Source organism: Roseateles sp. P5_E4 (assembly GCF_054049255.1).
This window is the reverse complement of the sequence record NZ_JBFUMS010000011.1, coordinates 124,647-136,841: the sequence shown is the minus strand read 5'-3', so window position 1 is coordinate 136,841 and position 12,195 is coordinate 124,647. Positions and strand designations below refer to the sequence as shown.

Below are 12,195 nucleotides of genomic sequence, written 5' to 3'. Positions count from 1 at the left end.
AGGCGAATCCGAGGTCATGCGGCGAGGCAACGTACCCCCCGGACGGGGGCGATGTGACTGGAGGCATTGGAACCTGGGACAGGGTCACTGCAGACTGCACCGTAAACATAAGCCCTGCAGCGGCTGCAAGCCAATGCTTAAAGTCGCATGCGGGATCGCCAGGGAGGGTCAGGTGGTGGAGAGGAGGAGGATCGAACTCCCGACCTCCGCATTGCGAACGCGGCGCTCTCCCAGCTGAGCTACCCCCCCACGCGACCGAAAAAGTATAGCCCTGGCTGGAGGATCTTGGCCGGCTGCTATCGTCTTCGCCCATGACGCCCCGCAAGCCGACGGCCTGGTTCGAGGCCCAGTACAACAACCGCCAGCGTGTGGCCGACAGTGCCGACATCCTCGGGCGCTGGGCCCAGGCGTCTGCGCTGGTGCGCGAGCGCTCCAGCTGCCATCTGGACCTGCGCTACGGGCCTGATCCCAAGCAGACGCTGGACGTCTTCACGCCTGACCCGGCGTTTGCCGGCGGTTTCGCGCCGGTTCTCGTCGTCATCCATGGCGGCTACTGGCGGTCCCTGGACAAGTCGGACTATTCCTTCCTGGCCGCAGGCTTCACGGACGAAGGAGCCCTCGTCGTCGTGCCGAACTACGACCTCTGCCCGGGCGTCAGCATCGAGCGCATCGCGATGCAGCTCACTTCAGCCGTGGCCTGGGCCTGGCGGCATGCGGCAGAGCATGGCGGCGACCCCAGCCGCATCGTCCTCGTCGGCCACTCGGCCGGTGGTCATCTGGCGGCGATGCTGAGCTGCTGCGACTGGAAGCGTGTCGGCAAGGACCTGCCGCGGCGCCTTGTGCAGGGCGCAATGTCGGTGTCGGGCCTGCACGACCTGGCGTCGCTGCGCCGCGTGCCCTTTCTGCAGACCGATCTTCAGCTGGATGCGGCCAGCGTGCGCCGGCTGAGCCCCATCCACTTTCCGCCGCCGCGCTCGCCGCAGACGCTGTTCGCCGTCGTCGGTGCCCTGGAGAGTGAGGAGTACCGGCGCCAGAACCAGCTGATCCGCCGAGCCTGGGGCGCACGCGCAGTACCGGTCTGCGAAGAGTTGCCAGGCTGCAACCATTTCACCGTGCTGCACGACCTGGCCGACCCGCAGGGGCGCTCCCATCAACTCGCGCGCCAGCTGCTCGGTTTGCGCTGGTATAGCGGCCTGCTATGAGGTGCATTGAAGCTATCCATTGGCTGGGCGTGGCCGCGCGGGAGTAGCGTCGCTGTCTCCCACCCCACGGAGACTGCGATGAGCTTGAAAGGTTCCAAGACCGAGCAGCACCTGAAGGACGCCTTTGCGGGCGAATCCCAGGCCAACCGCCGCTACCTCTACTTCGCCAACAAGGCGGACATCGAAGGGCAGAACGACGTGGCGGCTTTGTTCCGCTCCACGGCCGAAGGCGAGACGGGCCATGCCCATGGCCATCTCGAGTTCCTGGAGGCCGTGGGCGACCCCGCCACCGGCCTGCCCATCGGCCCGACGCGCGACAACCTCAAGGCCGCCGTGGCCGGCGAGACGCACGAGTACACGGACATGTACCCGGGCATGGCCAGGACGGCGCGTGACGAGGGCTTCGACGAGATTGCCGACTGGTTCGAGACGCTCGCCAAGGCCGAGCGGTCCCATGCCAACCGGTATCAGAAGGCGTTGGACGCGCTGGTCGACTGAGCGGTCCACCGAGCGGCCGCTGAATCCAGCGGCCGCCGTCCTCTTGGCCAGGAGCCGCGATGAGCATCAGGGAAGGCAATCTCGAGGCGCCGACTCGCCACGCCCTCGACTGGAAGAGCGCCGAGTTCAACGACGAGGCGGCATGCCTCCACGAGATGGAGCGCATCTTCGACATCTGCCATGGCTGCCGGCGCTGCGTCAGCCTGTGCCAGAGCTTCCCGACGCTGTTCGATCTCATCGACGAGGGCAAGACCGGCGAGTTGGATGGCGTGGACAAGCGGGATTTCTGGAAGGTGGTCGACCAGTGTTATCTGTGCGACCTCTGCTACTTGACCAAGTGTCCTTATGTGCCGCCGCACCCGTGGAATGTCGACTTCCCGCACACCATGCTGCGTGCCAAGGCGATCAAGTTCAGCAAGGGCGAGGTCGGCGGCGGCGAGAAGTTCCTGGCCTCCACCGACGTGCACGGCCAGTTCGCCGGCATTCCCATCGTCGTGCAAGCCGTCAACGCCGTGAACCGCACGAAGTTCGCACGCAAGCTGATGGACAGTCAGTTGGGCGTGCATCCCGACGCCTGGCTGCCCGCGCTGGCGACGCAACGCTTTCGCTGGAGCGCGCCCAAGGCGCAGACGCAAGTCGTCACCAACGGCGAGCGCACGCCGGGCAAGGTGGCCATCTTCTCGACCTGCTACGTCAATTACAACGAGCCCGGCATCGGCTTTGACCTGCTCAAGGTGCTGGAGCACAACGCCATTCCCTATGTCCTCGTCGAAAAGGAAGCCTGCTGCGGCATGCCCAAGCTGGAGCTCGGCGACCTGGCCACGGTGGAGAAGCACAAGACGGCCAACATCGCCACGCTGGCGCCCTATGCCAAGGACGGCTTTGCCATCCTGTCGGCCATCCCGAGCTGCACGTTGATGTTCAAGCAGGAGCTGCCGCTGATGTTTCCTGACGAGGAGGCGGTGAGGCTCGTGCAGGACGCGATGTGGGACCCGTTCGAATACCTCGTCGCCCGCCACAAGGACGGCTTGCTGCGGACCGATTTCAAGCAAGCCCTGGGCAGGGTGTCATACCACGTGCCCTGCCACGGCCGGGTGCAGAAGATCGGCCGCAAGACCGAGGAAATGTTCAGGCTGATCGGCCTGAGCGTGGAGGTCAAGCTCAACACCGTCGAGCGCTGTTCGGGCCATGCGGGCACCTATGGCGTGAAGACGCCCACCCACCCGGTCGCGATGAAGATCGGCAAGCCGGTGTTCAAGGCCATGGCCAAGGACGAGCCCGACTTCATCGCCAGCGACTGTGCGCTGGCCGGCCACCACATCGCCCAGGGCATGGCGCAGGCCGGCACGCCGGCCAAGGCCCTGGCCCACCCGCTGACCTTGATGCGTACTGCTTACGGCTTGCCATGATCACCAAAGACAGCCTGATGACGCTGGAGGCCTATGCGAAGTTCCGCAAGGCCGAGAAGGGTTCAATCGTCGCCCACCGCCGGCTGCGCAGCGTGCAGCTGGGCGAGCACCTGAACCTGCAGTTCGAGGACGAGCGCACCATTCGCTACCAGATCCAGGAGATGCTGCGCATCGAGAAGATCTTCGAGGAAGAGGGCATCCAGGGCGAGATCGATGCCTATGCGCCGCTGGTGCCCGACGGCACGAACTGGAAGGGGACGCTCCTCATCGAATATCCCGACCCCAACGAACGCAAGCGCGAGCTGGCGCGGCTGATCGGCGTGGAGGACCGGATGTTCATCGAGGTGGAGGGCCAGCCGCGCGTCTATGCCATCGCCGACGAGGACCTGGACCGCGAGAACGACGAGAAGACCTCGGCCGTGCACTTCGTGCGCTTCGAGCTGACACCGGCCATGCGGCAGGCGCTCAAGGCGGGCGCGAGCGTGAAGCTCGGCTGCGATCACACCCACTACCCCGCACACGTGCAGATCACGCCCGAGACACTGGCCAGCCTTGCCGGTGATCTGGCGTGACGCTCAGGTCGCCACGTAGCGGCCGGGCCGGTGGTTGATGGTCAGAGCCGCGTTGATGGCAGCCATGCCCAGCAGCGACAGACCGATGCGATCCAGCGGCACCAGCGCGGCGAACAGCGTGCCGGTGAGCAGGGCGTGGGCGTCCTCGAAATGGCTGTGCTTCGGGGTGCGGCTTGCCGGCGACGGCGGCTTCATCCGATGGCTCCGGACAGGAAGTACTTGATGACGCCCTTGGCCGCGAAGCCGACGAGGCCGAAGCCCAGGCCCAGCAGCAGCACGAAGGTGCCGAAGCGCCCCGCCTTGGACTCGCGCGCCAGCTGCAGGATGATGAACACCATGTAGAGCATGAAGGCGCCAACCCCGAAGGTCAGGCCGAACTGCGCGATCTCGGCTTCGGTGTAGCCCCACATGGTTCAGTCCCGGCGGGTGACGAGGTCGCGGTAGGCGTGCCAGCTCGCATGGCCGAGCCAAGGCACGACGAGGATCAGGCCCAGCAGCGCGGTGGCCATGCCCAGCAGCGTCAATGCGAGGATGAGGGCGGCCCAGAGCGCGATCGGGGCGGGGTGCGCCAGCACGACCTTCCAGCTCGTGAACACCGCGCCGAGCACGCCCAGCTTGTGCGGGGGCAGGTCCACCAGCGCCGGGATGGCCACGACGGTGGACGCGAACACCGGCGCGGCGAGCACCGCACCGAGCATGAGCCAGGTCTCGAACAGGTGGGACTCGTCGTTCAGCACGACCTTGAGCAGGAAGTCGCGCGGGCTGTGGATGGGGTCGGCGGCAAAGCCGGTCACGAAGGCCGCGGAGCACAGCACCCAGCCCGCGCCGGCGAAGGCCAGCAGCGCGCCGAAGACGATGAGCCGGCCGTCGCGCGGGCGCCAGGCGTCGCGCACCGTGCGCCAGCCGGGCCGCCCGCCCTGGCCCAGCTCGCGGCTGAGGGCGTACAGGCCGGTGGCCAGGATGGGCGCGACGATGAGGAAGCCGGTGAAGGCGCCCGCCAGCAACCAGAAGCGATCACGCGCCAGCGCGAAGAGCAGGGCGCCGAACGCGGCCATGACCAGGCCGTGGGCGAGGGAGGCCAGCGGTGCCTGCCACAGGTCCTGCCAGCCGCGCGCGAGCCAGCCCAGCGGGCGCAGCACGGGAATGGGACGGACGCCGAAGGCCTGGGACTCCCTCAGGGCCTGTTCGCTGTAGCGGTTGGGCATGGCGGTGCCAAGTGTGGCGTGCTCGGCCCCGGCTGCCTTGATGCGGCTCAAGCCGTGCTGCGTTGGGCAGCCACTGCAGCGAAGCTGGCAGGGTGGGCTGGTCAGGCCGGCAGCGACACCGCGTCCAGCAGCTCGCTCTCGATCTGCAATTGGGCCTTGTTCTGCTGGAGTGCCGGGCCGTCGAGCAAGAAGGTGTCTTCAACGCGCTCGCCCAGCGTCGAGATCTTGGCCAGCTGCAGATTGATGCCGTGTCGCGCCAGCACGCGCGCGATGGCGTAGAGCAGGCCGGCGCGGTCGCTGGTGGAGATCGTCAGCAACCAGGCCGTTGCGCGCTCGTCCGGGCGCAGTGAGATGCGCGGCGTGTAGGGGAAGCTCTTGACGCGGCGCGAGAGGCGCCCGCGCCGCGGCTCGGGCAGCGGGCCGCCGGTCTGCAGCGCCGCGCTAAGTTTCTGCTCCACCAGCGGCACGAGGTCGCGGTGGTGCACGTCGGCTTCGGGGCGGATGACCTGGAAGGTGTCCAGCGCATAGCCCTTGCGTGTCGTGTGCACCTTGGCATCGAGGATGCTGAAGCCGGCACCGTCGAAATAACCGCAGATGCGGGCGAACAGGTCCTGCTGGTCGGGTGCGTAGACCAGGACCTGCAGGCCCTCGCCGATGGGCGAGGGACGCGCGCGCACGACGGGCACCTGAGTCTCGACATGGCGCCACAGCGAACGCGCGTGCCAAGCCAGCTCGGCGCCGTCATGGCGGGCGAAATAGCTGATGGCCAGCGTCTTCCACAGCGGCTCCTCGGTACCGGGAAGCTGGGAGTGCAGGGCCAGGTCCTGGCGGGCCTCGGCCTTGCGTGCCTCGATCTCGGCGTCGAGATTGATCTTGGCTCCACCCAAGGCACGCAGCGTGATGCGGTAGAGGTCCTCGAGCAGCTTGCCCTTCCAGGCATTCCAGACCTTGGGGCTGGTGCCGCGGATGTCCGCGACGGTCAGCAGGTACAGCGCCGTCAGGCGACGCACGTCACCGACCTTGGCGGCGAAGGCGGCGATAACGTCGGGGTCGGACAGGTCTTCCTTCTGCGCCACGCGCGACATCGTCAGGTGGTGCTCGACGAGGAAGACGCACATGGCCGTGTCCTCCGCGTTCAACCCATGCTGGCGGCAGAAGCGCTTCACCTCGGTGGCGCCGAGCTCCGAGTGGTCGCCGCCGCGGCCCTTGGCCACATCGTGGAAGAGGGCGGCGATATAGAGCAGCTCGGGCGTGTCGAACTGCGCGGCAAGTTGCGAGCAGAACGGGTACTCGTGGGCATGCTCCGGCACGAAGAAGCGCCGCACATTGCGCAGCACCATCAGGATGTGCTGGTCCACGGTGTAGACGTGGAAGAGGTCGTGCTGCATCTGCCCGACGATGGCGCGGAACACCCACAGGTAGCGCCCCAGCACCGAGGTCTGGTTCATGAGCCGGAAGGCATGCGTCTGGCCCTCGGGCTCGCGCAGCATGGTCATGAAGGTCGCACGGTTGACCGGGTCACGGCGCCAGGCGGCGTCCATCAGACCGCGGGCGTTGTACAGCGCCCGCAGCGTGCGCGCCGACAGGCCCTTGATGCCCGGCGTCTGCTGGTAGATCAGGAAGGTGCGCAGGATGGCGTGCGGGTCGCGCTGGTACAGGTCGTCGCTGGCGACCTCCAGCATGCGGCCGCGGTCGAGGAAGTCCGGGTGGCCGTCGATGGGCCGCAGCAGGCCCTGCTGGGAGCCGTTGATCTGCTCCTCCAGGTTCAGCAGCAAGATCTGGTGCAGCTGCGTGACAGCCTTGGCCGCCCAGTAGTAGCGCCGCATCAGCACTTCGGAGGCTCGCTGCGAGGCCGTGCTCTCGAAGCCGAAGCTCTGCGCGACGGCGGTCTGCAAGTCGAACACGAGGCGGTCCTCGCGCCGGCCGGCGACGGCGTGCAGGCGCGCGCGGATCAGCGTCAATTGACCCTCGTTGCGCTGCAGTTGGCGGCTCTCGAAGGGCGTGATGAGGCCGCGTGCGCTGAGGGCCTTCCAGGTTTTTCCCAGGCCGGCCGCACGAGCGATCCAGATCAGCATTTGCAGGTCACGCAGGCCGCCGGGGCTTTCCTTGCAATTGGGCTCCAGCGCGTAGGGCGTGTCGTCGAACTTGGTGTGGCGCTGCAGGCTCTCCAGGGTCTTGGCGCGAAAGAACGCCTTGGGGTCCATGGCCGCCATGAAGCGCTTGGCCATCAGCTTGAACAGCTTGGCGTCTCCGGCCAGTGGCCGGGCCTCGAGCAGGGCCGTCTGGATGGTCACGTCGCCCTCGGACTCGCTGAGGCATTCCCCCAGCGTGCGCACCGAGGAGCCGATCTCCAGGCCCAGGTCCCAGCAGGCCGTGATGAAACCTTCGATGGCCGACTTGACCGGGCCGGGCACATGGGCCTCGACGCCATCGGGCAGCAGCACCAGCACGTCGACGTCGGAATGCGGGAAGAGCTCGCCACGGCCGTAGCCGCCGACGGCCGCAAGACAGGAGCCCGCGGGCATGCCGGCACCGTCCCAGAGCGCGCGCAGCGCGTCGTCGACATGGCGGGCCAGGCGGCGCAGCAGCGTCTGGGCGCCGGCCTGCGTGGGCCGCGCGGCCAGGAAGTCGTCGATCAGCGTCTGCTTGCCCGCCTTGAACTGCTGGCGGAGCTCGGCGAGCGTGGCCACGGCTTACGCGGTCGCCGCAGCGGCCTGCGTGATGAAGGCGGGCGGCGGTGGGCTGCCGGCCGACAGCGTCATGACCTCGTAGCCGGTGTCGGTGACGAGGATGGTGTGCTCCCACTGGGCGGAAAGCGAGCGGTCCTTGGTGACGATGGTCCAGCCATCGCCCATCTCGCGGATCTCGCGGCGGCCGGCGTTGATCATGGGCTCGATGGTGAACATCATGCCGGGTACGAGTTCGTCCAGCGTGCCGGGGCGGCCGTAGTGCAGCACCTGCGGCTCCTCATGGAAGACCTGGCCGATGCCGTGGCCGCAGAACTCGCGCACGATGGAGAAGCCGGCGTTCTCGGCAAAGGTCTGGATGGCGTGGCCGATGTCGCCCAGGCGCGCGCCGGGCTTGACCTTGGCGATGCCCTTCCACATGGCCTCGTAGGTGAAGGCGCACAGCCGCTTGGCCGCGATGGAGCCCTCGCCGACGACGAACATGCGGCTGGTGTCGCCATGCCAGCCGTCCTTGATGACGGTGACGTCGATATTGACGATGTCGCCGTTCTTCAACGGCTTGTCATTCGGGATGCCGTGGCAGACCTGGCTGTTGACCGAGGTGCAGATCGACTTGGGGTAGGGGATGTAGCCGGGCGGGCAGTAGTTCAGTGGCGCCGGGATGCCCTGCTGCACGTTGACGATGTGGTCGTGCGCGAGCTTGTCCAGCTCGTTGGTGGTGACGCCCGGCTTGACGTGCGCCGTGAGCATGTCGAGCACTTCGGACGCCAGGCGCCCGGCGATGCGCATGCCTTCGACATCGGCTGCGGTCTTGATCGTGATGGCCATGACCTAATTATCTCAGTCCGCCCAGATAACCGTACCGGTCAGCCAGGTTGCCAGCACGACGACGCCGAAGGCGATGCGATACCAGGCAAACGGCACGAAGTTGTGGGTGGCCACGTAGCGCAGCAGCCAGCGCACGCAGGCCCAGGCGGCCAGGAAGCTGACGATGAAACCGACGGCGAACATCGGCGCGTCGGCCATGGACAGCGCGTGGCGCTCCTTCCACAGGCTGTAGCCGCCGGCCGAGATCAGCGTCGGGATGGCCAGGAAGAAGGAGAAGTCGGTCGCCGCCTTGCGCGACAGGCCCAGCAGCATGCCGCCAATGATGGTGGCGCCCGAGCGGCTGGTGCCGGGGATCATGCCCAGGCATTGCACGAGACCGACCTTGAGGGCGTCCAGCGCCGTCATGTCATCCACGCTCTGCACGCGGGCCACCGGCTGGGCGCGCTTCTCCACCCACAGGATGATCAGCGCGCCGACGATGAAAGCGCCGGCGACGACGGGCGCGTTGAACAGATGCGCCTTGATGGCCTTGTAGACCGTCAGACCGACCAGGCCGGCGGGCAGGAAGCCGATGGCGATGTTGGCGACGAAGCGCTGCTGTTTGGCGCTGTTGGTGATGCCGCCCAGGGCCTCGCGGATGCGCGCCCAGTAGACGATCAGCACGGCCAGGATGGCGCCGCTCTGGATGGCGATATCGAAGACCTTGGACTTGGCATCCGTCATGCCCAGCAGGCTGCCGGTCAGGATCAGATGGCCCGTGGACGAGACGGGCAGGAACTCGGTCAGTCCCTCGACGATGCCCATGACGGCGGCTTTGATCAGCAGGATGACATCCACGTAAAGGCTCCGAACGGCGTGCAATAGGAAAAAGGCGGCGCAGTGTAGCGAGCAGGCGTGGCATGTCCTTGCAGCCGGCTGCCCCCGGGGGCTACATTACTGACCCTCCGGTCATTAACTTCGCCATCTTGGCCACCGCCACCCCCCGCCAACGCCGCAAGGACGCCCGCCCGCAGGAGCTGCTGGACGCCGCCCTGGCGCTCTTCGTCGAGAAGGGCTTCGCCGCCACGCGCAGCGAGGAAATCGCGGCGCGTGCCGGCGTCGCCAAGGGCACGCTCTACCGCTACTACCCCAGCAAGGACGAGCTCTTCAAGGCCATGGTGCGCGACAACCTGTCCGTGCACATCGCCGAATCGGCTGCCCAGGCGGCGCTGTACCAGGGCTCCATCGCCGAGCTGCTGAGCCAGATGATGCAGGCCTGGTGGGCCAAGGTCGGCCATGGCAATGCCGGCGTCGTCTGCAAGATCATGATGGTCGAGGCGCGCAACTTCCCCGAGCTGGCGCGTTTCTATGTGGAGGAGGTCATCCGGCCGTCCCAGGCGCTGATCGGCGGCCTCATCGAGCGTGGCATCCGCACCGGCGAGTTCCGCGCCGTGCCCGTCGAGGCCACGGTGCACATGCTGATCGCGCCCATGCTGCACATGCTGCTGCACGAGCACTCCTTCGGTGAGCACGACATCTGCCACCAGACCATGGGCGCCGAGGAGTTGCTGGACGCCCAGATGTCGCTGCTGCTGCATGGCTTGCTTGCCACGCCGGGCTGACCTCTAGAATTTTGCTTTTTGCCGTCGACCGCGCCTCGGAGAACAAGATGAACCTCGAACAAGTCCGCTTCAACATGATCGAGCAGCAGATCCGCCCCTGGGATGTGCTCGACCCCAGCGTGCTGGAGCTGTTGCGCGTGGTGCACCGCGAGGACTTCGTGCCCGAGGCGCACAGGCTCCAGGCCTTCGTCGACACCGAGCTGCCGCTGACGGCCACGCGTCGCATGCTGGCACCCAAGGTGGAGGCCCGGCTGCTGCAGGAACTCAAGGTGCAGCGCCACGAGAAGGTGCTGGAGATCGGCGCTGCCACGGGCCACCTGGCCGCGCTGCTGGGCCACAAGGCGCAGCGCGTCATTGCGCTGGAGGCCGACGCCGGCCTGGCCGCCGCCGCCGCGGCCAACCTGAAGCGCGCCGGCGTGCTGAACGCCACGGTGCTGAACCAGGACGGCGCCGCGGGGCTGCCGGCTGAGGAACCCTTCGACGTGATCCTGCTGTCCGGCTCGGTCGCGTCGGTGCCGCAGGCCTTGCTGAACCAGCTCAAGGTCGGCGGGCGCCTGGCGGCCATCGTCGGCGAGGCGCCTGTCATGCGCGCCGTGCTCGTCACGCGCACCGGCGCGAGCGACTTCCGCACCGTCGAGATGTTTGACACGGTGGCCGGCCGCCTGCCCGGTTTCGCCGAAGCGCCGGCGTTCAGCTTCTAAGCCAGGCCGGATGCAGCCCGTCGCCGTAAAACGACCGTTGCTCCCCGTTTGGGCGCAGGTCGTCACATGGCTTCAGTCACCGGCGGGCTTTGCCTCTATAAACCCGGCCGCGCTCACTACATTGCCCAAGTCAAGGAATTCCATGCCCTTCGTCACAGCCCCCCGCCTGATCCTGCAACCGCTGGCCATCGCCGCCAGCCTCCTGCTCGCCGGCGTGGCCCAGGCCCAGAGCCTGCAGGAGCTCTATGACGCTGCGAGGGGCTATGACGCGACTTATCTGGCGACCCGCAACAGCGCCGACGCGGCTGCGGCGCGCGCTGCCCAGGCCGAGGCGCTGATCCGGCCGTCGCTCTATTTGTCCGGTTCGGGCACCGTGGCGCAAACCGACCCGCCTTCGTCTGCGAGCTTCAATACGAGGACATTGACGGCTGGCCTGCAGGGAAAATACTCCGTCTACAACGCGAGCAATATTCCGACCATTGACAAGGCCCGCCGAGCCTATGCGGTCGCTCAGGCCGATCTGGACCTGGCCGAGCAGGACCTCATCGTCCGGCTGGCCACGGCCTATTTCGATGTGCTGGCCGCCAAGGACACGCTGACGACGTCGCGCGCCAACAAGGCAGGCATCTCCGAGCAACTGGCCTCGGCCAAGCGCAACTTCGAGGTTGGCACCGCCACGATCACCGACACGCGCGAAGCCCAGGCCCGCTATGACCTGGCAGTGGCTCAGGAGCTGAAAGCCGACAACGATCTGCGCGTCGCGCGCGTCACGCTGGACCAGTTCGTCGGCCGCGTCGGCGTCGAGCCCAAGAGCCTGGCGGTGCCGGTCGCCCTGCCGGCCCTGCCCAGCGACAACGTCGACACCTGGGTCGCGACAGCCGATGACCAGCATCCAGGCGTGCGCAAGGCGCGGTTGGGCCTGGAAATGGCACAGCTCGATACGCAGATCGCCCGGGCCGGCGAAAAGCCGACGCTGGACGCCAGCGCCACCCTGGGTGGCCAGAACCAGCACAACAGCCTGGGTGGCATTGCAGCTGCGCAGGCCGGAGCCGGCACCTCCAAGAACGCCAGCATCGGCCTGACCTTGAGCTATCCGCTCTACACCGGCGGCGCGACGCAGAACCGCATCAAGGAAACCCTGGTGCTGGAGGACAGGGCCCGCAATGACTTTGACTTTGCCCGTCGCAAGGTCGCCGAGGACACGCGCCGCGCCTTCTTCGGCGTGCAGTCGCTGAAGGCCCAGGTTGGCGCCTACGAGGCTGCCGAGTCGTCCACCAAGCTGGCTCTGGAAGCCACCCAACTGGGTTACAAGGTCGGTGTGCGCGTGAACCTGGACGTGCTGAACGCCCAGACCCAGCTCTACACGACCCAGCGTGACCTGGCCAAGGCACGCTATGACGTCGTCGTCAACAGCCTCAGGCTGCGCCAGGCCTCGGGGCAACTGCGCCCCGAAGATGTGGCCGCTGCCAACGGCTTGCTCGCGCGCTGAGAG

At 67.2% G+C, this 12,195-nt stretch carries 13 protein-coding genes and 1 tRNA gene; 7 read left to right on the top strand and 7 right to left on the bottom strand.

Going from position 1 to position 12,195, the window contains the following annotated elements:
• Window positions 1–173: 173 nt before the first annotated feature.
• Window positions 174–249 (bottom strand) — tRNA-Ala (locus ACXJLH_RS21285).
• Window positions 250–311: 62 nt separating this feature from the next.
• Between ACXJLH_RS21285 and ACXJLH_RS21280 the strand changes: the two genes are divergently transcribed.
• The 4 genes from ACXJLH_RS21280 to ACXJLH_RS21265 all read left to right on the top strand — a co-directional run bounded on the left by ACXJLH_RS21280 (window position 312) and on the right by ACXJLH_RS21265 (window position 3,681).
• Entirely contained in the window at window positions 312–1,202 is an 891-nt protein-coding gene (locus ACXJLH_RS21280) for an alpha/beta hydrolase (protein ID WP_457446065.1), read from the top strand.
• A gap of 78 nt (window positions 1,203–1,280) precedes the next feature.
• The gene (locus ACXJLH_RS21275) at window positions 1,281–1,700 is read left to right on the top strand and encodes a rubrerythrin family protein (protein ID WP_457446063.1); all 420 of its coding nucleotides are present in this window, start codon (window positions 1,281–1,283) and stop codon (window positions 1,698–1,700) included.
• Between the two features lie 59 nt (window positions 1,701–1,759).
• A complete protein-coding gene (locus ACXJLH_RS21270; RefSeq protein WP_457446061.1) occupies window positions 1,760–3,109 on the top strand; it encodes a (Fe-S)-binding protein in 1,350 nt (449 codons plus the stop codon).
• On the top strand, window positions 3,106–3,681 hold the full coding sequence (locus tag ACXJLH_RS21265; protein ID WP_457446059.1) for a DUF3501 family protein: 576 nt from the start codon (window positions 3,106–3,108) through the stop codon (window positions 3,679–3,681). Before ACXJLH_RS21270 ends, ACXJLH_RS21265 begins: the two co-directional genes overlap by 4 nt.
• Window positions 3,682–3,684: 3 nt before the next feature.
• On the opposite strand, the gene ACXJLH_RS21260 is transcribed toward ACXJLH_RS21265, so the two are convergent.
• From ACXJLH_RS21260 to ACXJLH_RS21235, 6 genes are read right to left on the bottom strand one after another with little or no spacing between them, the layout of a single operon-like run.
• Entirely contained in the window at window positions 3,685–3,876 is a 192-nt protein-coding gene (locus tag ACXJLH_RS21260; RefSeq protein ID WP_457446057.1) for a hypothetical protein, read from the bottom strand.
• Window positions 3,873–4,091 (bottom strand): DUF2788 domain-containing protein, encoded by a 219-nt coding sequence (locus tag ACXJLH_RS21255; protein ID WP_056193383.1) that lies wholly within the window; start codon window positions 4,089–4,091, stop codon window positions 3,873–3,875. The genes ACXJLH_RS21260 and ACXJLH_RS21255 overlap by 4 nt, the downstream gene beginning before the upstream one ends.
• A gap of 3 nt (window positions 4,092–4,094) precedes the next feature.
• Window positions 4,095–4,937 (bottom strand): DUF2189 domain-containing protein, encoded by an 843-nt coding sequence (locus tag ACXJLH_RS21250; RefSeq protein WP_457446055.1) that lies wholly within the window; start codon window positions 4,935–4,937, stop codon window positions 4,095–4,097.
• 50 nt (window positions 4,938–4,987) lie between these two features.
• Window positions 4,988–7,576: a [protein-PII] uridylyltransferase gene (locus tag ACXJLH_RS21245; protein WP_457446053.1), complete on the bottom strand. Its 2,589-nt coding sequence runs from the start codon at window positions 7,574–7,576 to the stop codon at window positions 4,988–4,990.
• A gap of 3 nt (window positions 7,577–7,579) precedes the next feature.
• Window positions 7,580–8,401 carry a type I methionyl aminopeptidase gene (map, locus tag ACXJLH_RS21240; RefSeq protein WP_056193392.1) on the bottom strand — a complete coding sequence of 274 codons (822 nt, stop codon included), beginning with the start codon at window positions 8,399–8,401 and terminating at the stop codon, window positions 7,580–7,582.
• A 12-nt stretch (window positions 8,402–8,413) separates the two neighbouring features.
• On the bottom strand, window positions 8,414–9,238 hold the full coding sequence (locus ACXJLH_RS21235; RefSeq protein ID WP_056193396.1) for an undecaprenyl-diphosphate phosphatase: 825 nt from the start codon (window positions 9,236–9,238) through the stop codon (window positions 8,414–8,416).
• Window positions 9,239–9,366: 128 nt separating this feature from the next.
• On the opposite strand from ACXJLH_RS21235, the gene ACXJLH_RS21230 reads away from it, so the two are divergent.
• The 3 genes from ACXJLH_RS21230 (at window position 9,367) to ACXJLH_RS21220 (ending at window position 12,192) form a co-directional block, all read left to right on the top strand.
• Window positions 9,367–10,002, top strand: coding sequence for a TetR/AcrR family transcriptional regulator (locus tag ACXJLH_RS21230; protein ID WP_235531847.1), 636 nt, complete (start codon window positions 9,367–9,369; stop codon window positions 10,000–10,002).
• Window positions 10,003–10,049: 47 nt separating this feature from the next.
• A complete protein-coding gene (locus tag ACXJLH_RS21225) occupies window positions 10,050–10,703 on the top strand; it encodes a protein-L-isoaspartate O-methyltransferase family protein (RefSeq protein ID WP_457446051.1) in 654 nt (217 codons plus the stop codon).
• Between the two features lie 142 nt (window positions 10,704–10,845).
• Window positions 10,846–12,192 carry a TolC family outer membrane protein gene (locus ACXJLH_RS21220; RefSeq protein WP_056193398.1) on the top strand — a complete coding sequence of 449 codons (1,347 nt, stop codon included), beginning with the start codon at window positions 10,846–10,848 and terminating at the stop codon, window positions 12,190–12,192.
• Window positions 12,193–12,195: the final 3 nt, after the last annotated feature.